The 24,744-nt window shown below is 41.1% G+C and carries 26 protein-coding genes; 13 read left to right on the top strand and 13 right to left on the bottom strand.

Going from position 1 to position 24,744, the window contains the following annotated elements; genetic code table 11:
• Positions 1-25 precede the first annotated feature (25 nt).
• The 4 genes from RIC88_RS09255 to RIC88_RS09240 form a co-directional block, all read right to left on the bottom strand.
• Entirely contained in the window at positions 26-814 is a 789-nt protein-coding gene (locus RIC88_RS09255) for an amidohydrolase (RefSeq protein ID WP_350217257.1), read from the bottom strand.
• 93 nt (positions 815-907) lie between these two features.
• On the bottom strand, positions 908-1,456 hold the full coding sequence (gene def / locus RIC88_RS09250; RefSeq protein ID WP_350217256.1) for a peptide deformylase: 549 nt from the start codon (positions 1,454-1,456) through the stop codon (positions 908-910).
• Complete coding sequence (ruvX, locus tag RIC88_RS09245; protein ID WP_350217255.1) at positions 1,453-1,866, bottom strand: Holliday junction resolvase RuvX; 414 nt, start codon at positions 1,864-1,866, stop codon at positions 1,453-1,455. The genes def and ruvX overlap by 4 nt, the downstream gene beginning before the upstream one ends.
• On the bottom strand, positions 1,866-2,579 hold the full coding sequence (locus tag RIC88_RS09240) for an iron-sulfur cluster repair di-iron protein (RefSeq protein ID WP_350217254.1): 714 nt from the start codon (positions 2,577-2,579) through the stop codon (positions 1,866-1,868). Before RIC88_RS09240 ends, ruvX begins: the two co-directional genes overlap by 1 nt.
• Positions 2,580-2,679: 100 nt before the next feature.
• On the opposite strand from RIC88_RS09240, the gene RIC88_RS09235 reads away from it, so the two are divergent.
• The 5 genes from RIC88_RS09235 (at position 2,680) to RIC88_RS09215 (ending at position 8,368) form a co-directional block, all read left to right on the top strand.
• Entirely contained in the window at positions 2,680-4,311 is a 1,632-nt protein-coding gene (locus tag RIC88_RS09235) for a S41 family peptidase (protein ID WP_350217253.1), read from the top strand.
• A gap of 1 nt (position 4,312) precedes the next feature.
• A complete protein-coding gene (locus tag RIC88_RS09230) occupies positions 4,313-5,470 on the top strand; it encodes a homogentisate 1,2-dioxygenase (RefSeq protein ID WP_350217252.1) in 1,158 nt (385 codons plus the stop codon).
• A gap of 226 nt (positions 5,471-5,696) precedes the next feature.
• Positions 5,697-5,939, top strand: a complete 243-nt coding sequence (locus RIC88_RS09225) for a hypothetical protein (RefSeq protein ID WP_350217251.1) — start codon at positions 5,697-5,699, stop codon at positions 5,937-5,939.
• Positions 5,940-6,019: 80 nt separating this feature from the next.
• Positions 6,020-6,937, top strand: coding sequence for a G protein-coupled receptor family protein (locus tag RIC88_RS09220; RefSeq protein ID WP_350217250.1), 918 nt, complete (start codon positions 6,020-6,022; stop codon positions 6,935-6,937).
• 9 nt (positions 6,938-6,946) lie between these two features.
• The gene (locus RIC88_RS09215; protein ID WP_350217249.1) at positions 6,947-8,368 is read left to right on the top strand and encodes an SLC13 family permease; all 1,422 of its coding nucleotides are present in this window, start codon (positions 6,947-6,949) and stop codon (positions 8,366-8,368) included.
• Here RIC88_RS09215 and RIC88_RS09210 read toward each other — a convergent pair.
• The 3 genes from RIC88_RS09210 to dusB form a co-directional block, all read right to left on the bottom strand.
• Complete coding sequence (locus RIC88_RS09210) at positions 8,341-9,249, bottom strand: DMT family transporter (protein ID WP_350217248.1); 909 nt, start codon at positions 9,247-9,249, stop codon at positions 8,341-8,343. The two genes, RIC88_RS09215 and RIC88_RS09210, sit on opposite strands and share 28 nt — an antisense overlap.
• 19 nt (positions 9,250-9,268) lie before the next feature.
• Positions 9,269-9,676 carry a PH domain-containing protein gene (locus RIC88_RS09205; RefSeq protein WP_350217920.1) on the bottom strand — a complete coding sequence of 136 codons (408 nt, stop codon included), beginning with the start codon at positions 9,674-9,676 and terminating at the stop codon, positions 9,269-9,271.
• A 71-nt stretch (positions 9,677-9,747) separates the two neighbouring features.
• Complete coding sequence (dusB, locus tag RIC88_RS09200) at positions 9,748-10,740, bottom strand: tRNA dihydrouridine synthase DusB (RefSeq protein ID WP_350217247.1); 993 nt, start codon at positions 10,738-10,740, stop codon at positions 9,748-9,750.
• Between the two features lie 35 nt (positions 10,741-10,775).
• Here dusB and RIC88_RS09195 point away from each other — a divergent pair, with 35 nt between their 5' ends.
• The 5 genes from RIC88_RS09195 to RIC88_RS09175 all read left to right on the top strand — a co-directional run bounded on the left by RIC88_RS09195 (position 10,776) and on the right by RIC88_RS09175 (position 14,759).
• Positions 10,776-11,648: a CPBP family intramembrane glutamic endopeptidase gene (locus RIC88_RS09195; RefSeq protein ID WP_350217246.1), complete on the top strand. Its 873-nt coding sequence runs from the start codon at positions 10,776-10,778 to the stop codon at positions 11,646-11,648.
• On the top strand, positions 11,641-11,844 hold the full coding sequence (locus RIC88_RS09190; RefSeq protein WP_350217245.1) for a hypothetical protein: 204 nt from the start codon (positions 11,641-11,643) through the stop codon (positions 11,842-11,844). The genes RIC88_RS09195 and RIC88_RS09190 overlap by 8 nt, the downstream gene beginning before the upstream one ends.
• On the top strand, positions 11,841-12,659 hold the full coding sequence (locus RIC88_RS09185; RefSeq protein WP_350217244.1) for a phosphatidate cytidylyltransferase: 819 nt from the start codon (positions 11,841-11,843) through the stop codon (positions 12,657-12,659). Before RIC88_RS09190 ends, RIC88_RS09185 begins: the two co-directional genes overlap by 4 nt.
• Positions 12,660-12,724: 65 nt before the next feature.
• Complete coding sequence (locus tag RIC88_RS09180) at positions 12,725-13,999, top strand: Glu/Leu/Phe/Val family dehydrogenase (RefSeq protein WP_350217243.1); 1,275 nt, start codon at positions 12,725-12,727, stop codon at positions 13,997-13,999.
• A 106-nt stretch (positions 14,000-14,105) separates the two neighbouring features.
• Positions 14,106-14,759, top strand: a complete 654-nt coding sequence (locus tag RIC88_RS09175) for a phosphatidylserine decarboxylase family protein (protein ID WP_350217242.1) — start codon at positions 14,106-14,108, stop codon at positions 14,757-14,759.
• A 170-nt stretch (positions 14,760-14,929) separates the two neighbouring features.
• Here RIC88_RS09175 and RIC88_RS09170 read toward each other — a convergent pair whose 3' ends face one another.
• Both RIC88_RS09170 and guaB read right to left on the bottom strand, forming a co-directional pair.
• A complete protein-coding gene (locus tag RIC88_RS09170) occupies positions 14,930-15,646 on the bottom strand; it encodes a hypothetical protein (RefSeq protein WP_350217241.1) in 717 nt (238 codons plus the stop codon).
• A gap of 21 nt (positions 15,647-15,667) precedes the next feature.
• Positions 15,668-17,137 carry an IMP dehydrogenase gene (gene guaB, locus RIC88_RS09165; RefSeq protein ID WP_350217240.1) on the bottom strand — a complete coding sequence of 490 codons (1,470 nt, stop codon included), beginning with the start codon at positions 17,135-17,137 and terminating at the stop codon, positions 15,668-15,670.
• A 96-nt stretch (positions 17,138-17,233) separates the two neighbouring features.
• Here guaB and pnuC point away from each other — a divergent pair, with 96 nt between their 5' ends.
• Positions 17,234-17,950 (top strand): nicotinamide riboside transporter PnuC, encoded by a 717-nt coding sequence (gene pnuC / locus RIC88_RS09160; RefSeq protein WP_350217239.1) that lies wholly within the window; start codon positions 17,234-17,236, stop codon positions 17,948-17,950.
• Positions 17,951-17,998: 48 nt separating this feature from the next.
• Complete coding sequence (locus tag RIC88_RS09155) at positions 17,999-18,565, top strand: AAA family ATPase (protein ID WP_350217238.1); 567 nt, start codon at positions 17,999-18,001, stop codon at positions 18,563-18,565.
• A gap of 4 nt (positions 18,566-18,569) precedes the next feature.
• Here the strand turns inward: RIC88_RS09155 and msrA are convergent, their stop codons facing one another.
• A complete protein-coding gene (gene msrA / locus RIC88_RS09150; protein ID WP_350217237.1) occupies positions 18,570-19,202 on the bottom strand; it encodes a peptide-methionine (S)-S-oxide reductase MsrA in 633 nt (210 codons plus the stop codon).
• Between the two features lie 87 nt (positions 19,203-19,289).
• Complete coding sequence (locus tag RIC88_RS09145) at positions 19,290-21,635, bottom strand: TonB-dependent receptor (RefSeq protein ID WP_350217236.1); 2,346 nt, start codon at positions 21,633-21,635, stop codon at positions 19,290-19,292.
• A gap of 138 nt (positions 21,636-21,773) precedes the next feature.
• Here RIC88_RS09145 and rnhB point away from each other — a divergent pair, with 138 nt between their 5' ends.
• A complete protein-coding gene (gene rnhB, locus RIC88_RS09140) occupies positions 21,774-22,376 on the top strand; it encodes a ribonuclease HII (protein WP_350217235.1) in 603 nt (200 codons plus the stop codon).
• Here rnhB and RIC88_RS09135 read toward each other — a convergent pair.
• Entirely contained in the window at positions 22,373-22,738 is a 366-nt protein-coding gene (locus RIC88_RS09135; RefSeq protein ID WP_350217234.1) for a response regulator, read from the bottom strand. The genes rnhB and RIC88_RS09135 overlap by 4 nt on opposite strands.
• On the bottom strand, positions 22,731-24,689 hold the full coding sequence (locus tag RIC88_RS09130; protein ID WP_350217233.1) for a PAS domain S-box protein: 1,959 nt from the start codon (positions 24,687-24,689) through the stop codon (positions 22,731-22,733). The genes RIC88_RS09135 and RIC88_RS09130 overlap by 8 nt, the downstream gene beginning before the upstream one ends.
• Positions 24,690-24,744: the final 55 nt, after the last annotated feature.

Below are 24,744 nucleotides of genomic sequence, written 5' to 3'. Positions count from 1 at the left end.
TAGTCGAAATCCTGCTCAACGCAATTTAGTAAAGCTCAAAATCATCCGCATCTTCCTGAAATGGGAAGTCTCTCCGATAATTTAAAAGTTCTTCAGCTGAAAGAGTGGCAGTAAGTATTTGCTCATCATCGGCTGAAAACTTCAACTCTTCCCCTTTTGGTGAATAGATGCCGGAGTGGCCATTATAATCTTTTGGAAAACCATCGGTTCCAATTCTATTTACACCCACACAGTAGGATAGATTCTCTATTGCGCGAGCCTTCAGCAAGGTATCCCATGCATTTACACGTGTATCCGGCCAGTTAGCTACATAAAGCAAAAGGTCATACTCATAAAGCTGATCTTTTGATCTCTGCGATCTGGCCCAAACAGGGAATCGTAAATCATAACAGATCATAGGGTGAATCCTCCAACCTAAATATTCTAAAATTACTCGTTCATCTCCTGGTGTATAGGTCGCTCCCTCAGCGGCCAGATTAAATAAGTGCTTTTTATCGTATTGTTGAGAGGAGCCATCAGGATAGACAAAATACAATCGGTTGTAAAACTTGCCCTGATCTTTTGTGATTACACTACCCGTTAGAGCCACTTTACGCTGAGTGGCCATCTGTCTCATCCATTTGAATGTCTTGCCCCCAGGAGGTTCGGCAAGCTGTTGGGCGTTCATTGAAAACCCTGTTGTGAACATTTCAGGCAAGACAATCAAATCCGAGCCTTCAATTGACCATATCTTTTCTTCAAACATCGCCAGGTTAGCATCAATCTGCTCCCAGTGAAGGTCGGCTTGGATAAGAGATATTTTGAGGTCTTTCATAAAATGAATTAGATTATTTGGTGTCAGGTTGAGCCTGTCGAAACCTTCATAACATTAAAAACCACATATCGACAAGCTCAATGTGACCACTGATCACCTCGGTACTTTCACTCGATACTCTGCGTCGGTCTTGCCCTTGCTTATGTTAGCCAGCTTTCCTTTTAAGAGGCGCTTTTTAAAAGGTGTCAGATAATCCGTGAATAGTTTCCCTTCAATGTGATCATATTCATGCTGGATCACGCGTGCTTTCATTCCATCAAATGTTTCTTCGTGAAGTTCCCAGTTCTCATCATAGTACTCGATTTTGATCTGAGGCTTTCTATTTACATCAGCCCTTACTCCCGGGATACTCAAACATCCCTCTTCAAAAGCCCATTCTTCACCGATCTCTTCAATCATAACCGGATTGATAAAGGCTTGCTTTAGTCCACCTTCTTCTTCATCCTCCATTGGTGTAGTATCTACCACAAAAACACGTATTGACTCGCCAACCTGCGGAGCAGCCAATCCCACACCCTGAGCTTCATACATGGTTTCATACATGCTCTCAACAAAATCTTTTACAGACTCATCTCCTTCGGCTACTTCACTGGCCTTTTTCTTTAACACCGGATCACCGTACAGTACGATTGGAAAAATCATGGAATACTTTCTAAATATGATTGTAAAATAATGGTAGCACTTACCTTGTCCACATTGCCCTTATTTCTTCGGTCTTTCTTCTTCATCCCACCTGCGATCATGGCATCCATCGCCATTTTGGATGTAAAGCGCTCATCATGCAAAATTAATTCCATTGAAGGGAATACTTTTTTGAATCGGTTAATAAATGCCTGTACCAAAGGGGTAGCATTGGTGGGCTTTCCGTCAGTGTTCTTAGGCATACCAATGATGACACGACTAACCTCTTCTTTACCAAAATAGGTTTTTAAAAAATTTTCAAGGGTGTGACTTGGAAGTACATCTAAAGGTGAAGCGATCATTCCTAATGGGTCTGTGACTGCCAAACCCGTTCGCTTGGCGCCATAATCTATGGCTAAAATTCTAGGCATTAGTTGAGCTCAGAAAGAGTTTTGATTCTCTTTTGAACAGAGGCTTCCAGCGCTATCGCTCTAGGAAAGAAAATGTTGTTTTCGATTTCGGCATGGTATATCATCTCCCGATCAAATGCTTGTATTTCATGCATCAGGACTCGATCATGTAGGGTTTCTGGCTCAAAGGATGACATCAAAGTTCGAATTGCTCCAAATTCATCCTCATCCCGGTGCTCTTCAAACTCACTTTCTAATGAATACTTTTGAAAGTCCTTCAATAAAAAGTAAGGTGCTTTTGCTGACCCTTTCCTCACTTGAGTCAAAAGTTCAATGTATTTAAAAGTGGTATCCTCCTCTTCGTAGATGTGTTTGATGAAGTCCTCGACAAACTCCGAAAGTAGATGTTTAAGCCCCTCGTCTCGATCCCACTGCTTAACCAAATGCACGATATAGGGAAGCTTGTCTTTAATAAAAACATGGTGTGCATGCTTTAAATACTCTGTGAGTAACTCTATCGGATAGTTTTGAAGCTCGGTAAAACTGAAACGATGGCATGAATCAAATAAATAAAAGCTTTTGATCACCTTCTGCCGATTCAGTCCCCTCTCCTGACAAATTTCTTTTAATTTCTTTTCCGAAGAATCAAAAAAATCAATCCCCAGGTAGTGCAAAGCCCTTGCATACACGTAGTTTTCATCTACAACCTGTCCGATGGTTTTTTCGAAGACCATATACAAAAATAACTCCTTAATCGACGCAAGTCAACAGTTTGATGCTCAATACGTTTCAAACCCCTTAAATAAACTTTATTTTTGAATTTTATCGTCGACTATGAGCACACATAATAATTCTAAACGCGCCATCCGATTACCACTATACATTGCCATTACGCTTTGTGTAGGAGTATTCATAGGGGCCAATATGGCCGGTTCTTCCACAGCGCCTACTTCTAACCTCATGAAAAGCCTGACAAAATTTCGTCAGGTTCTCACACACATAGAAAATGATTATGTGGATGAAGTGAATAGTGATGACCTGGTGGAAAGTGCGATAACTCAAATGCTAGAGGAATTAGATCCACACACATCGTACATTCCTGCAAAAGATTTAGAGCTCATTTCATCGCGACTTGAAGGTAACTATGAAGGCATTGGGGTAGAATTCAATATTTTCAAAGACACCATTCATGTGGTGACTCCATTGAGTGGCGGACCGTCACAGAAATTAGGAATCCGCTCCGGTGATAAGATTATAAAAGTAGATGGTAAAAATGTTGCCGGCATAGGGATGACCAATCTTAAGGTTGTGGAAATGCTGAGAGGGCCTGGTGGGTCAGAAGTGACCGTAAGCATCATGCGTGAAGGTGAAGATGGCCTGATTGATTTCATCATTGAAAGGGATGTGATTCCTCAATATTCAGTGGACGTCTCCTATATGGTCAACGATAAAATTGGATATATAAAAATTGCTCGTTTTGCCAATTCAACCTATCTGGAGTTCAAAGAAGCCTTGCTTAAACTGAAGGATCAGGGTATGGAAAAGCTGGTTATTGATTTAACGGGGAATCCGGGAGGATATCTAAATAGAGCCGTTCAGATCGCAGATGAGGTCCTAGCCGGAGAGCAAATGATCGTGTACACCGATGGCAAGGAGAAGAGATATGCTGAAAAGCATTTTTCAGGTGAAAAGGGAGATTTTGAAAGTGGTTCACTGGTAATCATGGTGGATGAAGGTTCTGCTTCGGCATCAGAAATTGTAGCAGGTGCTGTTCAGGATCATGACCGTGGACTAATAGTTGGGAGAAGGTCATTTGGTAAAGGTCTGGTTCAATTACCTATCGATTTGAATGATGGTTCTGAACTAAGACTTACGATATCAAGATATTATACACCAAGCGGCAGAAGCATTCAAAAAACTTATCAGGGTGGAAAACTGGATGAGTATTACGAAGAAGCTTATCAGCGTTTTGAAAATGGCGAAGTTTATTCAGCTGATAGCATCAAATTCAATGATTCGCTTGCCTTTAAAACAGACAAAGGCCGAATTGTCTATGGAGGTGGGGGTATTACTCCTGACTTCTTTGTACCGCTTGACACTACCCAAAATACACGTTACATCAATCGCCTTTTCAGCACTAATTCCATTCAAGAGTATACCGTAAAATATGCCCAGGAAAATAGAGCACGATTAGCGGATATGGGATTCGACAAATTCAGAGCTTCCTTCAAAGTAACCGATGAAATGCTGAAGGATTTAGTATCCGTAGGTGAAGGGAACAAGTTGAAATTCAATGAAAAAGAATTCAGGAAATCAAAACAGTTGTTAGAACAACTAACTAAGGCTTATATTGCAAGAGGAATCTGGGATAATGATGGATTTTATCCTATTTTCAACCAGCAAGATGAAATTTTTCAGCGCGCAATTCAGTTAATGGATGAGGCGGACAAAATAGCACAGCGGTAATATGACATACTATCACAGACTAGGGGAAATTCCACCGAAACGACACACACAGTTTAGACAACCTGATGGAAGTCTTTACGCAGAAGAGCTGGTTTCATCCCGGGGCTTTTCAGGAATTTATTCAAACCTATATCATATTACTCCGCCCACCAGAGTCGAAAAAGTTGGTAAATCCACTCCCTGGAAAGAAGAAATAGCTAAAGAGTATTCTTTAAAGCAAACTCACCTTAATACCTCCAAAGTTGAGACGACTGGAGATGATTTTCTCGAGGCTCGAAAGGTTCTCTTGAAAAACAAGAATGTAAGCATGGCCATCTGCCACCCTACATCCAGGAAGATGGATTATTACTACAAAAACGGTCAAGCTGATGAAGTAATTTTTATCCATGATGGAAATGGATACCTCTATTCGCAGTTTGGAAAACTCAGAATTAAGCAGGGTGATTATGTGGTGATTCCACGTACTACCATTTATCGTTTAGAATGGGATAAGGGGCCCTTAAAACTTCTCATCATAGAGTCTACTAATCCGGTCGAAACGGTAAAACGATATAGAAATGAATTAGGTCAATTGCTAGAGCATTCACCGTATTGCGAGCGTGACATTCGGCCGCCTTCAGAATTAGTGACTGAAGATAAGGAAGGTGAATACCTGGTAAGGATCAAGCATGATGACATGCTACATGACTATCACTACAAGCACTCGCCGTTTGATTTGGTTGGATGGGATGGGTATTTATATCCATACGCTCTTTCCATTCATGATTTTGAGCCAATAACCGGACGTATCCACCAGCCACCTCCGGTACATCAGACTTTCCAGGCATATGGATATGTCATCTGCTCATTCGTTCCTCGATTGTTCGATTACCATCCAAAAGCAATTCCAGCACCATACAATCACTCCAATATTGATTCTGATGAGGTACTATACTACGTAGAAGGAAACTTCATGAGTAGAAAAGGAATTGATCGTGGTTCTTTCACATTACATCCCGGAGGATTACCACATGGTCCACATCCCGGAACCGTTGAGGCTAGCATTGGAGCTAAAGAAACCAGTGAGCTAGCTGTTATGCTGGACACCTTCGGTCCTATATACGTTACCGAGACGGGTATGCAATATCTGGATGAGCATTATCCGATGAGTTGGAAATAGATCATTTTTCTTTGTAACCATTTCCACTAAACAAAGTACTCCCATTACAATTCGGTTGTTTAATTATGCCTTATAACATTAATTAACAGCAATTAACATCTGAATTCGTAAATTTTAAGGTGTGATGCAACTTTTTGATCGTCGTACACATCTTTTAAGCAAGGTTAGGTTTTCAAACAAGAAGTGACTGACGCTCATTTAGGAAAAGGACTAAGACTAATGAATCATGAAACCCAAGTTCAATAAACTCATAACGCTACTACTGCTACTCAGCACTTTTGCTTTCTTAATGGAAGCTCAGGAAAGAGTATCCGACATAGCACATGAAGAACTTTCTAAATGGGCGTCTTTACTTCCTGTGAATGAACCTTTACATGTAGACTCTATCAACCCCTACGCACAGCAAGTTTCTATCCTGTATGTACTCCTTCCGGACGCTTCCAAAAAAGTTAATTCTAAGAACAATTAGGGGAGAAAAATTTCGTACTGTTTTTAATAAAGTTGTCGGTTTTTTAAATCGTCTTATTTTTGTTAAAACTTGTCACCCGTATGAATAACGATTTTTACCTCGATTTCCTGGCTAAATGGCAGCAAATCGTATCTATTTTGGTCTTTGTGGTATTAGGCATAGGTATTTTAAACTATGTTTTTTACAAGATTACCCTTATGTCTAAGAAGACATACAAGGAAAAATTTGATCTGGCCAGCGAAAAAGAGACTAAAAAACTCTTATCCGGTCATATTCTTATTGCAATAGCCCTATTCCTGTTTTGTAATACGCTGGAGTATGAAACAATGAAGCTGGATGGACTCTGGTTCTTCATCAGACTATTTGTTTCGATGTGTATTGGTGTGCTCTATGGCTACATCGCCCAGCTTATTCTTAAGTTTTATTATCCCGGCATTTTAGAGAAAAAGCTCAAAAAACTCAGGTATACACCAAGGATAAATCCTGAAAATGGGAATAAAATGAAGCTTTTGAGTGAATCTGAAGAAGATGCGTACCTGGATGAAGGAATGCAAGCTGAAGAAAATGTCTTCTCAGTAGACTATGATGTGTGGATAGACGAAGCAACCGGATATACTAAAATTGAAAAGTATAAAGGCCATCTGAGCGCTCATGAGTGTGACAGATGTGGCTTCCAGACACTGCGACTGCAGAAAGAAGAAGTCATCAAGGATGCTACTGAAACTGAAGATGGTGAACTGCTAAAAGAATTTAAGTGCTCTTATTGTAATCGAATCAAAAGAAAAACGGTTGTCCTTTCTCACCGGATCAAAGATCAATCGGATGGCGGTAAGTTGATAGAAGATCCACTTTCACATGATGGCAGAATCACTGTAGTTAAAATTGAAATTCATGGCAGTAGGGGTGAAGTCAAAGAATATGACTTCCAGAACCTGGATCAGGCCAAAAATTTCTTAAATGAATTTGATTTCGAGAAATTGCAGGAAGACTCAGTTTAATCTTCCCGTATGATCAGAAAAAGAATTGGGCTCGCTATCGGGCCCATTTTGTTTTGCCTTGTTTTTTTTGGAAGCCCTTTTACGGAGCTTTCTTCAGAAGCTAATGCTGTTTTGGCCTCCACGCTTTGGATTGCTAGTTGGTGGTTATCGGAAGCCCTCCCCATTTCTGCAACCGCGCTCTTACCCATCGTTTTGCTTCCATTAACGGGTGGAGCACCCATTGCTCAAACCACAGCAGCATACGGTGACAAGATGCTCTACTTATTTGTAGGTGGTTTCATCATAGCCATCGCAATGCAAAGGTGGAATCTTCATCGTCGCATAGCCATTGAGATTATATCTGCTGTGGGTACCAATGCACGCTTCATTGTGCTTGGCTTTATGTTGGCAACCGGACTCCTATCCATGTGGATTTCCAATACCGCTACCACACTCATGATGGTGACCATTGGCACGGCATTGATTGCTGAGATGCGTGAACTAAGTGGAGAAACAGGAAAAATGTTCTTTAAAGCCCTTTTGCTTGGGATTGCTTTTTCTGCATCCATTGGTGGTGTTGCGACCCTGGTGGGAACGCCTACCAACCCCATTTTTGTCTCAATCGCCAATAAACTTTACAATCAGGAGTTAAGCTTTGCTACGTGGATGGCATTTGCTTTGCCCTTTTCTTTGGTCATGTTGGGTATTTGCTGGGTCGTGCTAACACGAGTGGTCTTTCCCCTCCATAAGGTAGAAATTCCTATTGGCAGAGAGCTGATAGAGAAGGAAAAGGAAACCCTGGGAAAAATGGGACAAGAGGAAAAAGCCGTAGCGGTTGTTTTTATCATTACCGCCATCCTCTGGATCTCCCGATCATTCGTCCTAGATCAATTTATCACAGGGATAAATGACACGGTTATCGCCATTGCCGCAGCTTTGACCATGTTTATCATTCCTTCAAAATCTAAAAATGGAGAGCCTTTGCTTACCTGGGAAGAAGCTGAAAAGCTACCTTGGGGGGTTATCATCCTGTTTGGTGGTGGTCTATCAATTGCGGCAGCATTTCAGAGTTCCGGACTTGCAGAATGGCTGGGTCTTCAGCTTACAGGTGTTGCCGAATTGCATCCTTTGCTTATCATTCTCATAGTGGCTTTAACGGTAAACTTTTTAACAGAAGTAACATCCAATGTCGCCACTGCCTCTATTATGCTACCTGTTCTTGCCTCCTTAGCTGAGGCCATCGGTATTCATCCGTTTTTGCTGATGGTGCCGGCAACAATGGCAGCTTCCTGCGCATTCATGTTGCCCATTGCGACAGGACCCAATGCGATTGTGTTTAGTTCAGGTGAATTAAAAATGAATGATATGGTGAAATCAGGTGTGTGGCTTAATGTCATTTCAAGCCTCTTGATAAGTGCGCTAGTCTATTTCGTTTTACCGGCCTTCCTATGAGCCGCTCTATTGGTATTGGCGATGTAAACACCAATTCCTACTGCGATCATACCTACATAGTGCATCAGGTAAAGCTTTTCACCATCCAGCACACCCCACATCACTGCAAAAATTGGAATGATATAAGTTACAGATGAAGCAAAAAGTGCATCTTTCATTTGCAAGACTTTATTGAAAATGATAAGCGCTATTGCTGTTCCTAAAACACCCAGCAAACAGATGTAAAAAGTAGCTATTCCTGTTCCTTCTACATTCATAAGCTTTGGCCAAAAGTCAGTAAACCCAAAGAGATAAACAGCTGCCAATGGCCCTACCAATAGCAGGGAAACACTAGTGACGGTCACCGCATGTACATGATTGAGTTTCTGCTTTATTAAGTTGAGGTTGGATGCATAACAAATAGTCGCCAATACAACCAAAAGTCCATAAGCATTAATTCCATTGAGGGTGTTCCCCTCCCCGGCAGTAATCAAGATGGCCATCCCAAGAAATCCGATGATCACTCCGATGTAAACCGCTTTAATCTGTTTCTGCTTAAAAACTAACAGCGCAATCAAGATGGTAAAGATTGGCACCAATCCATTTAATACCCCGGTAATTGCACTTTCCAATTGCGTTTGAGCAATTGCAAATAGAAAAGCCGGCACTAAGCTTCCAAGCAAACCCACAGATACGAAAAAGAGAATCTTTGATTTGTCAATGGTCTTAAACCGCTTCAAACCGGATGGCAGCAAAAACAAGGATGCAGCCAATATTCTAAGTGATCCAACTTCCTGAGGCGTCAACCCAATCAATCCTTTCTTGATTAGAATGAATGAACTACCCCAAATGAATGCCAGAATAAACAAGAGTACCCAGGCATAGAGTGGTGATTTTTGCATCTAGTAGTTTAATAGAGAATTATAAAATAGAATAAACGAATCTTGTCAGGATTGATTCATTTTCATTTTCCCAACTGATTCCATTATAAATGTCCGGATTAATCTCCTTCAGATTCTTCACAAATTGTTTCTCATACTTCGGAGATATCAAAACCATGCCACCATCAAAATTAACTTTCATTCTTTTCAGAGATGCTGCGGGCGAGCTCAATGGGTTATAGCTTCGATTAATGGATTCAATTTTCTCTATCGGAATAGAATAAAGCCTGATTGGCCCGATCAAAATAAGAAGACATTGATCTTTAATCTGATAACGAATGCCAAACCAAATCAAAGAAACAAAAAGTAAAATTATTGAGTAGGTTATCAGAAAGGAAGTTTCTAACGATTTCTCTTGAGGGACAATGAAAACAACACTCAATATCATTCCCCAAAGAAAAATCCCAATAATCCAGCTTTTGTTGGAATAATAAATTTTCACATAACTAAGATAGTGGGTTAGCTGAAAACTACCTCTCCGAATAATTCAGGAATCTGAAGCAAAGTTTCCTTCACTTCATGGTATGATTCTGACTCCACAAGTGTCGTTCTGACTGGCTTGAAATTTGGAATACCTCTGAAATAGTTGGTATAGTGTCTGCGCATTTCAAAAAGACCCTGACGCTCTCCTTTCCACTCGATTGAAAAATCAAGATGCTGAACAGCCACCCTCACTCGCTCATCCAGGTCCGGGGCAGTCAGGTGCTCACCAGTCTTCATATAGTGCTTGATCTCATTAAAAATCCACGGATAGCCAATCGCAGCACGACCAATCATGATCCCATCCACGCCGTATGTATTACGGTACTCAAGAGCTTTCTCAGGTGAGTCAATGTCACCATTCCCAAAGATTGGAATATGAATACCCGGATCATTTTTCACTTTAGCTATTGGCCCCCAATCCGCTTCGCCCTTATACATCTGCTTGCGGGTACGTCCATGTATACTCAGCGCCTGAATGCCCACATCCTGAAGACGATGTGCTACTTCCTGAATCTTGATCGTGGAGTCATCCCAACCCAAGCGAGTTTTTACCGTCACCGGCTTATTCACTTGTTTCACAATCTCCTCCGTCATCTTTTGCATCTTAGGCAAATCGAGTAAAATCCCCGCTCCTGCTCCTTTGCATGCTACCTTTTTGACAGGGCACCCGTAATTAATGTCTATGATTTCCGGATTAGCTTCTTCGGCAATGGAAGCAGCTTCCCGCATCGATTCAATTTTATCACCGAAAATCTGAATGCCGATCGGGCGCTCATAATCATAGATATCCAACTTCTGAACACTTTTCTCGGCATGCCGGATCAACCCTTCCGAAGAAATGAACTCGGTATACATCAAATCCGCACCATTTTGCTTGCATACTGCACGAAATGGCGGATCACTCACATCCTCCATCGGTGCAAGTAATAAGGGAAACTCTCCTATCTCTATATCACTGATTTTAACCATCTTGAACGGTTATATTTGCCCGCAAAGTTAGCCATATGCAGGAGATTCTAAGAAATAACCCGGAAGATAAACATCAAGCACGCGCTTGGGCCTTTGGTCTTGGTCTTACAGCCTATATTTCAATCGTCATGATGCTTGGGAGTGGGGGGTCTGATGTGGATACGGATTTGATTTTAAAAATGAACCCTATTAAGTTATTAGCTGCTCAGGGAGTCGTAGCTACTTTCATGTTCATTGGAGTTTCAGCACTATTCATCGCTATTGCACTTAAAATTCCATTTGCCGAATTTTTTCCGAAGGTTACGCTCAGAACAGCGGGGCTGACCATACTTATTTCCATCAGTTTCATGGTTGTCAATAGTGCCATTGGTGAATGGAACATGAATCTTGATTTTGGAAATTCAGATTTTGCGGAATGGGCCAAACAGTCTGAAGAACAATTGAAAGTGCTTACAGAACACTTGACTGATTTTACCTCACCTACTCATTTTACTTTGGCTTTAGTTGTAGTAGCAATCATTCCGGCCATAGGTGAGGAGTTATTATTCAGAGGCCTAATACAAAATTTTTTTGCTAAAGCATTCGCGAATCATCACATTGCTATCTGGGTAACGGGGTTCATTTTTGCTGCCATTCATATGCAATTTTTCGGTGTAATGCCTCGAATGTTTTTAGGAGTTCTGTTTGGCTACCTTTATCATTGGAGTGGAAACTTAAGTGTGGCCATGATTGGGCATTTGGCCAATAATGGTCTAGCACTAATTGCGCTTTATCTCGCACAAAAAGATGTTGTGGAGGTAAGTCCGGAACAAATGGAGCAAGCTGCTCCCTGGCCAGCGGTTTTGATTTTTGCAGTGGTCTCATTCCTACTTATTCGGGTGTTTTACAAAAAATTTCAGCATGCGTGATTGGCAGGCAGTTTACTCAGACGATCAGGAACACAGAGTTGATATTGTGAAGGCAGTCTTGGAGGACAAGGGAATGTCTCCAGTAAAAATCAACAAACAAGTTTCCCAACATGGTTTCGGTAATTTCGAAATCTTTGTGGCGCCTGATAATGTAATCAGGGCCATTCGAATAATTAAAGTAGAAATAAAATTTTGAGTAGATACCCGGATCTTGCCCCTCGTTTTTTCTCTGCCATCATTGGCGGAATGATCATCGTTCTATCCCTCCTTTGGAGTGAATGGGGGTTCTTTGCTGTATTCCTGTCCATTTCCTGCCTTACCATTTGGGAGTTTTACCGACTCATGAGGTTACAGAGCTACCTACCGATTCGATTTCTGGGTGTTACAATCGGGGCGCTCTTGTTTGCAATCACCTTCTTAATTGAAACTGACATTTTATCCAATCAGCATTATGTAATGCTTTTTCCATTGGCATCATTTGTCTTCTTAATCAAGCTATACAAGAAAAGTGATGTCCACCCCTTCATAAATATTGCCCTGTTTTACCTGGGTATCATGTATGTGGCCTTGCCTTTTGCACTGACTAATTTGCTTGTTTTTCATAGCGGAACCTATTCCTATGAAATTCTCCTGGGCTTGCTGTTCTTAACATGGGCCAACGATATTGGGGCTTATTTCACAGGCATTCTCTTTGGTCGTACCAAACTTTTTGAAAGAATATCTCCTAAAAAATCCTGGGAAGGAAGCATAGGTGGAGCTGCTACGGCTATTTTAGTGGCCATAGTCATCGGATTCTACTTTAAAGGACTCAATGAAATAGAATGGATTAGCGTTGCAATAATCGTGGTAATTGCAGGAACATATGGTGACCTGGTTGAGTCGCATTTCAAGCGATCTATTCAGATCAAAGATTCAGGAACGATCATTCCCGGGCATGGCGGATTTTTAGATCGATTTGACAGCTTATTAATTGCCGTTCCTTTTGTTGTAGTTTTCCTGAAATTATTCTAAAGAGAGCAGAAATCCACTTAGCTTTGCGGTCAAATTAAACAACAGACCCCTTTTATTTTATTCCTATGGCATATATAGAACCCGCGCCAATAAAGGACAGAGATAACCCATTTGAGTCCATGATGTCACGCTTCCAGATTGCGGCTGAGCATCTTGGCTTGGATCAAGAAGTGTATGACGTGTTGAAGACCCCTGCCAAGCAGGTAATTGTGTCTTTGCCTGTCACGATGGACAATGGATCTATTAAAGTTTTTGAAGGTTACCGTGTCATTCACTCCACCATTTTAGGCCCGTCCAAAGGTGGTGTTCGTTACGACATGGATGTGAACATCGATGAGGTAAAAGCATTGGCTGCTTGGATGACATGGAAGTGCGCCGTGGTGGACATCCCGTACGGTGGTGCTAAAGGAGGTATAAAGTGTAATCCACGTGCAATGTCTGCCGGGGAGGTAGAACGTCTTACAAGAGCGTTTACACAAGCCATGCACGATGTATTCGGAAAGGATAGGGATATCCCTGCTCCGGATATGGGAACAGGACCAAGAGAAATGGCCTGGATGATGGACCAGTATTCGAGAAATCAGGGCATGACTGTAAACTCCGTAGTAACCGGTAAGCCAATCGTGCTAGGAGGTTCATTGGGCAGAGAAGAAGCAACAGGTCGAGGTGTGATGATCTCGGCTCTTGCTGCCATGGAAAAACAAAAAATTAATCCATTCAAAGCTACTTGTGCGATACAAGGGTTTGGAAATGTGGGCTCATGGGCTGCAACACTACTTGAAGAAAGGGGCGTGAACATTGTAGCTGTCAGTGACCTTTCAGGAGCATATTACAATGCGGAAGGAATCAACATCAAGAAAGCCATTGAATACCGAAATGGAAATAACGGCAGTCTTGAAGGTTTTTCGGGTGCCGAAAAAATCGATTCGGAAGAACTACTTCTTTTGGAGGTAGATGTGCTCGTTCCGGCAGCAATTGAGGATGTAATCACCAAGCAAAACGCGGATAAGATTAAAGCAAAAATGATCGTCGAAGGTGCCAATGGACCTACCTCTGCAAAAGCGGATGCGATCCTGAATGAAAAAGGTATTTTGGCTGTTCCGGATATATTAGCCAACGCTGGTGGTGTGACCGTATCTTACTTCGAGTGGGTACAGAACAGACTGGGATATGGCTGGACACGCGAGCGTGTAAGCCGACGATCAGATCGTATCATGAAGACAGCATTCGATAAAGTATACGCTACCTCTGAAGAGTATGGTGTGAGCATGCGTATTGCGGCTTACATCGTGGCGATTGATAAAGTGGCTAAGACTTATAAATATCGCGGCGGTTTTTAGCCGTGCGATTCCCCCTTTGAAGGGGGCTAGGGGGATGTTATTCATGATTTCACAATCAGATTCCGAAACAAGTTCGGAATGACGTTCTATTTTAGATAAATAATAAATGAGACTACACAAGGAAGGCTTAAAGATGATCCCTTTAATGGCGGTGCTTACAGGAGGTCTGTATGCATTGCTCTATTGGTTGATCCCGATCTTCATCATTCAAATGATCCTTGCAGTAGCGGCTATCATTTTCATGATCCTGGTGGTCCGTTTCTTTAGATTTCCAAAAGTAGTAACTCCGCCAAAAGATGGAGTAGTTTACGCGCCTGCTGAAGGAAAAGTAGTCGTTATTGAAAAAACATATGAGGGTGAATATCATAAGGAAGATCGCATTCAGGTTTCCATCTTCATGTCACCGCTGAATGTTCACGTGAACAGAAGCCCAATCAAAGGTGTAGTAGATTTCTTCAAATACCATCCGGGCAAATTTTTAGTAGCCTGGCACCCAAAATCCAGCACAGAAAATGAGCGCACATCTGTGGGCTTCAAAGCAGAAAATGGTGTGACTATTCTGATGCGTCAGATCGCCGGCGCTGTAGCGCGCCGAATCGCTTTCTACCCTCAAGTAGGTGACGCGGTAGACCAGGGCTCACACGTTGGCTTCATTCGGTTTGGTAGCCGGGTAGATTTATTCCTTCCACTGGATGCCAACATCAAAGTGAAGATTGGTGATTTGACAAAAGGTGGGGAGACAGAGGTGGCTAAGCTATAACTCTTAGGTCAGTCTTTAGAAGAAAGACATTTTCTAGACTCGTTGTTGCTAAATCAAAATTTTTTCCAAACAAAGATCTTATTTCAGGATCATTACGAACTTGATCAATTGTAGCATTGGCTACTGTATGAACTCTGAACATGGCTAAATAACCGTCATTTTTGAGTCTATTAATATTTGTAACTACTTTCCTCATCTCTTATAATCTCCTCTCTAAATTTAACTAAACAATCAAGCTTATCAAAGATAGGTTCAACCAATACGAACTCATCTGTATCTCTAATAAGAGCTTTCTGATATGAAAAGTTGCACAATGCTTGAATAATTCGATCAAAATCGACTCTTATTTTATTCTTGAAAAATTGTTTGTCAAGCGAATCGCAATTAGAATGGTTTATAAAATCAAGAGTGAAAATAAATTGATCTATAAACTGTTCAAATACTATGAGCCACTGTGGCAAATTATTTTTTTCAAGAAGAATATTACCTTGATTTACTTGAAAACAAAAGTGTTCCATTTCATATGGCTGATTATTGCTTTTAATTTGACTTTTTGAAAGTGATTGTAAATCTTCGATTAGCTTAAAGAAAATGGTGAATTCTCTGTCATGAAGTTGGGCTTTAATCAACCTTAGTTGATAATTATTGGCCCTTCTTTGTTCTTCAAAAGCTTTATAAACCAAATAAGCACTTAGAAATCCGATAAAAGGTGCTGTAATACCTCCGATAGTATCACCAATCTCCCCTGTTTCAGTAAAATCAATAATTGAGAAAGAGGTTAGTAATAATGGAATAAATAGAATAGCTACAAATACTGATAATAGTATCAACAACCATTTAGACGATGAGTAAGCTTCCTGTTCTTTATTCTTAAAAATCGAAAACACATCGCAATATAAATCAAACCATTATTTCCTACTATAGTTCGGCGCTTCTCTAGTAATATGAATATCGTGCGGATGGCTCTCTGCTACACCTGCACCTGAGATCTTCACAAACTTGGCTTCTTGCAAGGCTTCTATGCTTCCTGCTCCGCAGTAGCCCATTCCTGCCTTAAGGCCACCTACCATCTGGTAAAGCACTTCTTGAACAGAACCTTTGAACGGTACACGTCCCACGATCCCTTCCGGTACTAGTTTTTTGATGTCATCTTCTGCATCCTGGAAGTAGCGATCTTTGGAGCCTTCTTCCATTGCTTCCACTGAACCCATGCCTCGATACGATTTGAATTTTCTTCCTTCGTACAGGATCACTTCTCCCGGTGCTTCTTCGGTACCAGCCAGCAATGATCCAATCATCACCGTATTTCCTCCTCCGGCGATGGCTTTCACTACATCTCCTGAGAATCGGATGCCACCATCAGCTACGATAGGGACCCCTGAACCTTTGATTGCCTGTGAGGATTCGTAAACGGCTGAAAGCTGAGGCACACCTACCCCTGCTATTACCCGGGTGGTGCAAATACTACCAGGTCCAACACCTACTTTCACCGCATCCGCACCAGCCTCTACCAAAGCCTTAGCAGCATCTGCTGTCGCAATATTTCCAACTATTGTCTCGAGATCAGGAAATGCCTTCTTGATTCGTTTCGCCATGTCAATCACTCCTTTCGAGTGTCCATGTGCTGTATCTATTGATACCAGATCCACTCCCGCTTTCACCAAAGCAGCAATACGATCTTCAATATCTGGTGTGACACCCACTGCTGCTCCGACTCTTAATCGACCGTACTCATCTTTACATGCATTTGGCCTATCCTTATTTTTTAGAATGTCTTTGTAGGTAATCAGCCCGGTCAGTTTGCCATTCTTATCGACGATCGGAAGCTTTTCAATCTTGTGCTCCTGTAGGATTGCCTCTGCTTCATTCAGTCCAACCTCCGCAGTTGCTGTAATCAGGTTGTCCTTCGTCATGATGTCCTTCACAGGCTTCTTAGGCTTCTTTTCAAAGCGTAAATCCCGGTTGGTTACAATGCCAATAAGCTTATCATTTTTATCTATGACAGGAATTCCACCAATTTTATTTTCCTTCATGATCGCCTCCGCATCGGCTACTGTTGCGTCCACATGTAAGGTGATGGGGTCAAGTATCATTCCACTTTGAGATCGCTTCACTTTTCTCACCTGTATGGCTTGTTTATCAATCGACATATTTTTGTGGATAATGCCGATTCCACCTTCCAATGCCATGGCAATGGCCAGCTTGGCCTCTGTAACGGTATCCATCGCAGCGGAAACCAATGGGATATTTAATCGGATATTTCTCGTGATCTGCGCAGATGTGTCTGCATCACGTGGAAGTACTTCAGAATAACCAGGGAGGAGAAGCACATCATCATAGGTGAGCGCTTCGAAGAGGAATTTGTCGTTTATCGTCATGGCAAATAATACTGAACTGTTATGATTATTTGCCGTGCAAAATTATGTCGGTTGTATAGAATAAGTACTATCACAAGACATATTTTTACGATATGGATGAGCAAGTACCTGCCTGTCGGCAGACAGGCTCAACCTGTTTATCGAGCTATTGAAGAAATAGTAGTTAAAGTAAGTACCAAACAGCCTAATTTCAATTTCAAACGTATGGATATCTGGAGTTCATTTTACTATCAACTATTAGAAACTACCTGGCTTGAGTTTATTGCCGTGATTTGCGGTATCCTCAGTGTTTGGTTTAGTAAACAGGAAAAAATACTGGTTTATCCCTTTGGGATCGTTAGTGTGGTGATTTTTGTATACCTCACTTACGAGTATGGCTTGTATGCAGAAACAGGTATCAACACTTACTATTTCTTCATGAGTATATATGGCTGGTGGAATTGGAAAAACACCAAAGAAATTGGCAGGAGCCAAATCCCCATAACAAAGAGTACCGGATGGGGTCATGTGGTGAACATTTCAACTTTTGTGTTTGCAGCAGTCTTCATTTATATCCTCCTGATCAAATTCACTGACAGTAATGTGCCCATCCTTGATTCTATCACCACCGGCCTTGCGATCACCGGAATGTACCTGATGGCGTTGAAAAAAATTGAGCATTGGCTATTCTGGATTGCTTGTGACCTGATCGCTATTCCACTTTATATCTATAAAGGACTACCATTTACCAGTTTGCAATTCATGGTTTTCACAGCTCTGGCTGTCATGGGTTGGGTTTCCTGGAAGCGTAAATTGATGATGGGTGAGAACTAATCAACTTATATTTCTCATTTCATTCGAAATGACACTTAAGTGAATTAAATGATCAAAAGAATAGCAATCATCGGACCAGAGTCAACAGGCAAAAGTGAGCTCTGCCAGCATCTGGCCTTTCACTACGATACCGAATGGGTACCGGAGTATGCACGGTTTTATTTGGACAGACTAGATGGAGAGTATCAGCAACATGATCTGAAAGCAATTGCTGAAGGGCAACTTTCATGGGAAGACGAAAAAGCTGAATATGCCAACAAGTATCTAATCTGCGATACCAATTTGATCGTGATTAAAATATGGAGCGATCATAAGTATGGTGAAACTGATGCCTGGATAGAGGAGCAGTTAAATGAGCGCGAGTACGATTTTTATTTACTTAACAATATCGATATCCCCTGGACACCAGATCCACAACGAGAGCACCCAAAGTTGAGAAAGCACTTTTTTGAAGTGTATAAAAAGTATCTGGAGGATAACAAATTGCCCTATGCGAAAGTATCCGGTATTGAAGGAGAACGGAAGAAGTGTGCCGTGGATGCGATTGAATCTTATTTCTCAAATAAGAAAGATGCCGGATCGAGCCTGCCTGACGGACAGACAGGTCCGGGATGATACCCTAATTTTTCTTTAATCGGTCTTTGAATTTCTTAGCAACCTTTTCGATTTTAGGGCGGGAAACATTTACAATGTAGCCATTGTTCGGATGCTTTTCTTCATAATCCTGATGGTACTCTTCTGCCATGAAGAAACCATCTAGCTTGCTCATTTTGGTTACAATTGGATTTGAAAAATCGGGAGCCAGCTCTTTCATCTTAGCCTCCGCCAACTGCTTTTGTTCTTCATTATGATAAAAAATTTCTGACCGATATTGTGATCCTACATCCGGCCCTTGACGGTTTAGCTGAGTGGGATCGTGAGCCGTGAAGAATATTTCAAGAAGCGTTTCATAATCGATAACAGAAGGGTCAAAATAAACCTGAACAGCCTCTGCATGTGCTGTTCTGCCCGAGCTGACTAATCCATAGTCAGCTGATTCTTTATCTCCACCGGCATATCCAGAAACAGCCTCTACAACTCCTTGAATTTGCTCAAAAGAGGCTTCTACACACCAAAAGCAACCGCCTGCAAATGTAGCGGTATCCAATTCTTGATAGTTTATTTCCTGAGTTGCTGTCTTTGCTTCCTTATCATTTCCTTGAGATTGACAACTAAACAGTAAAAGACCGGCGATTAATGCGATATACTTCATGATTCAATTTTAATGAATGTACGGTAATCTCATTCCAATAGGTTTCTCAAAAGGTAACAATGTAGCCGCTCTTACAATTGAGAAGTTTTAAAATTCTATTCGATAGCTAAGATTAGGGAAAAAACTGACTTGTGAATCAGATTCGATCCTTCGCTGACCCACATTATAGTATCGAAAGAATTCATTTTCCCGCTGAGTCAGGTTTTGGATATCAAGTGATATTACCGATGTTGTTCGCTTTCTGTTTTTTCGGTAGCTGATTCCAAAATCCATCCTGAAATATCCGTCTAATTTGAGGTCATAATTTTCATCATATCGATAGATTGTATGACCTTCATTGATTGAGGCGACAATGTTGATAGGTGCCTGTCTTTTACCTCCAGCAAAAATCAATTTCCCGTTCAAACTCAGCGTGTTGTTTCCACTTTTCCCAACTTTAAACTCCTTGCCTGTCAAAAAATTATAGATATATCCACCATCAAATTGTGTGCTTCGCTCCACCCCATCAGAACCTGTATACTTCGACCTGTATAAGGAGGCTGTGCTGAGCATGTAAAATCCGTTGGTTAGAAATTTTTCAAGTGTTAGTTCTACTCCGTAATTCTTTCCTGTTCCATCATTTGCTAGCTCATCTGTGGTGTAGCCATCTAACGTATTTAGAGTCGAAAATGTAAGGAGTCGGTAATCGGAAGTTGTATCATTCGGCCAGATTGGAACATTGAATAAGTGCTGATAATAGACCTCAGCTTTAAACCTAAGTTTCGGTTTTAGCATTTTTTCGAAACCAAGAGCAGAATGAAATGCCTGCGTAAATCCAAGATCCTTATTGTTTTGAACATAAGATCCATCTTCCAGATACTGTCTTGCAGTATATAAAGCAATGGTTTCCATCCTGCTGTGCATGCCTATTCCTCCTGAAATAATGTGTGATCCCCTATCCCACTTAAAACCTAATCTTGGTTCTACATACGTTTTTCCATTTATAGCAAAATGTGAAAAATGAAGACCTGAGTTCAAAGTGAATTGATCACTCGTTCGGTATTGCCAGTTGCCAAACACCTGATAAAACCCTGCATGATCGTCTTCATCAAGAGGAGTTACAAACTGACGTTCTTGCCTGTTCCAGTATGTATTGCTGAGGTTATAACCCAGCCGACTCAAAACTGTGCCTACTCTCATGGTATGTCGAGCTGAGAATTTATGATTAAAATAGGTAGAAAATCGCATCTGTGTTTCGATAAAATCACTGGATTCCAGGGTTAAAACATCAAGCGAATCATAATTGCTCATGAGTTGATTATAAGACCCGGATATTATGGTTTCGAAAAAGGAATCCTCATTCACATAAAAGACATTAGTAACTCCTGCAGCTCCAGTATTTTGGCTTTCCACATCATTTTCCCAATTATCCGACGACTCGTTGGGGATGAATTGATAGGTGTTTCTTCCACCCAAGCCCCAAAACGAAAAAGAACCTAATTTTTTAGTTGGTATTCTTACCTTATATGATAGATCCTGAAAAGTGATATCCTCTTCTTCACCTAAAATATCAAGTCCCAATTCTGTCAGGAGGGCTAAAGTTGAGTAACGATAGTTGAAAAGATAGGATGCTCTTTTACTTTTTGATAGCGGCCCTTCGGAAGCAGCAGCAACTCCCAATAAACCCGCTTGAATAGCATGCTCGTGGTTGTCAAAATTTCCCTGTCTGAGCTGTAAGTCAAAAATGCCTGAGGTAGCGTTTCCATACTGAGCAGGGAATGCCCCGGTAAAGAAATCTGAATTGGCAAGCATGTTATTACTCAACATACTGATCCCGCCTGCGGAGGAACCAATAGCTGTGAAATGATTTGGATTGGGGATTTCAACACCTTCAAGTCTCCACAAAATTCCCTTAGGAGAGTTTCCTCTGATTACAATCTCATTCAGCAAATCATCTCCACCAGTCTGGACACCAGCATAAGTTAAAGCTGCCCTGGCAGGATCGTCAAACGTGGCAGGAAATCGGCTGATCTCGTCCATCCCAAGTGAGATGGCCGAAATAGTCGCTAGTTCATTTCTAGGCTGACCTTTTTCCTGATTTTCAGAAGTTACGACCACCTCATCAAGCTGCTGTAGAGATTCTATCAGCTTAGCATTCATAACTACTTCCTTCCCGGCTCCTACCAAAATATCAGGGATGGTAATCGACTCGTATCCTAAATATGAAATTCCTAATGTCTGTCTACCAATAGGCACTTTTTCAATTTTGAAAAATCCATCAACGTCTGTAATGCCGCCCATTGGCGGACTGCTGCCTAAAATCTGAACAGTAGCTCCGATTATGGGAGATCCTGATTGTTCGTCTGTAATTTGTCCTTTTATAGTCTGTGTGAGAGATTGGGAATGGGCAATAGTGGATAAGACTAGCAAAATGCCCGAAGCAAGTTTTTTCATTTAAGTGATTAGCAGTGTTTGTAGTGTGTATTACGGTATAGACGGTAAATTTTTCAAAAAGCTTCACCGATTAACTAATTTTTAATAGACAATAGGTAAACATCAATTTTGCTTAACTCATTTTATAAATTTGAGCCGATGCTCAGACCCTACTTTCAGAAAGAAAAAATTGAGGCCGGATGTGATGAGGCCGGACGTGGTTGTTTGGCCGGACCTGTAGTGGCTGCAGCTGTAATTCTCCCAAAAAAATACAGGCATAAAATGCTTAATGATTCCAAGCAACTTTCAGAAAAACAAAGATTGGAAATAAAGAAAGATATAATTTCCGATGCTATCGCCTGGGGGGTTGGTGTAGCTTCTCCAGGGGAAATTGATGACATAAATATTTTGAATGCGAGCTACCTCGCCATGCACCGGGCTATTGAAAAACTAAAGGTGACACCTGAATTATTGCTGATTGATGGCAACCGATATAAACCAGCAAGTGATATTCCTTATGAGTGCATAATAAAAGGTGATGGAAAGTTTCTTTCTATTGCCGCAGCATCGATTTTAGCTAAAACATACAGGGATGATCTCATGAGACAGCTGGCAATTGACTTTCCGGGGTATGGATGGGAAACGAATGTAGGGTACCCTACAAGAGCCCATCGTGATGGGTTAAAAGAGATGGGAAGCACACCCCACCACCGGATGAGTTTTCAGTTATTACCAAGTCAGCTTGAGCTGTTTCCTGATTAAGATAGTGTAGCGGCTATTTTTTCTCGATCAAGCGGTTTTTCCAACATGGAAGTAACGTATGGGTTTTCATCTGCTTTCCGTTGATCTGATGGATCTATTGAAGAGGTGAGCACATAGATTTGATCTCCTCGGTTCTCAACCTGTGGCAAAGCATCAAGAAATTCCCAGCCGTTCATGACAGGCATATTTAAATCCAGAAAAATAATATCTACAGAATGTGACTTCAGAAATGCAATGGCTTCTTCACCATTCATGGCTTTGAAAATTTCAATTGATGCTCGTTCTTTTTTAATTGCTAGCTCCGCTAATGTTAAAAAGATCGGATCATCGTCTACTAGCAATATTCTATTTGGATTACCCATTAAAATACACCTTAAACTTGGTTCCTTGGTTAACTTTGCTTTCTACTTCTATGCGACCATTGATTGCTTCAATTTGCTGTTTGGTCATATACAACCCCATCCCGTGACCACTCTCTTCATCAGGATGAAACCTAGACCCCAGCTGAAACATCTTCCCTCCAAATCGATCCAAATCGATTCCCCTTCCCTGGTCAGCAACTGTTAAAAGTACTTCTTTTGCTTCTTTTTTTGCATATATTTTTATTTTTCGTCTGTCCTTAGTTACACCATACTTCATCGCATTGGTAATTAAGTTGTGCAAAATACTTTGCAAATAGGCAGGTAGAATTCTGAGCGTTAAGTCTTTAGGAATATCTACATCTAGTTCAATATTTTTTTCTGTTGCTGATTTTCTATTTAAAAGAATTACATCGTTCACAACGTCTAGAAGGTTTATTTGCTCTTTTTCAAGCATTGAAATGTCCTTCTCAAAGTTTAAAAGATCATTGATCGCATCAATAGCCAGGTTTAGCTTTAATGCTGTTGCCTTAAGCATTTCAAAATACTCTTTGTTTGTAGGATCATCCTCGATGATTGACAGTAAGCCAACCAGGTTTGCTACGGAAGATCGGAAGTTGTGTGAGGTGATATAAGAAAAATCTTTCAAGCGCTGATTTTGCTCTATTGTCTTACTAAAAAGCTTGTGAAGCTCGCGTTCATTGTGAGAACGGATTCGAATATTGACCAGCATCTCTGAAAATAATTCGAGAAGCAAGACCTCTTTTTCACTAGCAACGTGATGTGTTTTCACCCAATCAAACCCCACAAACCCCACACAATCCTTTGTGTGAATCATAGGCATTGTCATCAGGCTTTTAATTTTCTGGGCCTCTAGCAAATTCTTGAAATCCTTCTTCTTTAACTTTCTTACGTCATCCACAATCATGGGATTGCCTTTAAGATGAGCATTGACCAACTCAGGCATGATTTCAAGTGGAAGGTTTTGATTGTTTTGAATCTCCGGCGAAATACCGTCAGCACACCACTCAAACGTATTACTGCAGATGCCCTTATCTCTATTAAAGTCAAAAACATACGAACGATCTGCACCCACGAATTCCCCTAATTCCCTTAGAGAATCATTGATTGCCTGCTCCACTTCCTCTAGTGGCAAATCAATATACTTAGTAGAAAGGTTGATGAGGATTCGCTGCATCTCTGCATACCGCATCAATGCTTTTTCTGCTTCTTTCTCTTTCGTTATGTTTCTTACAGCACCATCAAAATATACCTTCCCATCTGCACCTTCTATTTTAATTGAATTAAGATAACCCCAGAAGTTGCTGCCATCCTTGCGTTTAAACTCTACTTCCTTATTCTCAATAGAGCCCAATGAAAGAATCTCCTCACCTATCTGTGCACGCTCTTTTGGATCTCGGTACAATTCCATCGGATCCATATCCATGATTTCCTGAGCCGTATCATAGCCAAACATTTTCACGAATTCGTCATTGACATATATGATACCCTTCTGGCTTTCGCTCCGGTATATTGCCTCGTTTATATTTCGGTTTATACTCTCGAGTAATTGCTCACGGGTGCGTATTCGATCTAAAAATTCCCGCTCCTTGGTCACGTCTCGAATTGCCCCATCCCAAAACAAGTTACCATCCTTATCTTCGTGCATTATGGTACTTACCAGTCCCGTAAATTCACTTTTGTCCCTCCTTAAAAAAGTTACTTCTTCATTTTCGTAAGAGTGATTTGCGTTCAGTTTGGTAATAAGCCTACTTCGATCACGAGGATCTTTGTACATTTTAGTAATGGGAAGATTTTTCACCTCATCTTCGGAGGCGAACCCAAACATTTTAACAAAAGCCTTGTTAACGTAAATAAGACCGTTTTTATCGCTTCGAAATACGGCCTCACTAATATTCTGGTTGACTGACTCCAGAAGTTGATTGAAATCCATAGTTATGGGTTACTTAGCTGGTGTTACCCCGTTTTAGTTTTAGAAGATTTAGGTA

It is taken from the genome of Ekhidna sp. (assembly GCF_040220215.1).
GTDB lineage: Bacteria > Bacteroidota > Bacteroidia > Cytophagales > Cyclobacteriaceae > Ekhidna.
The sequence above is the reverse complement of the archived record's forward strand: the minus strand, read 5'-3'. Positions and strand labels throughout refer to the sequence as shown.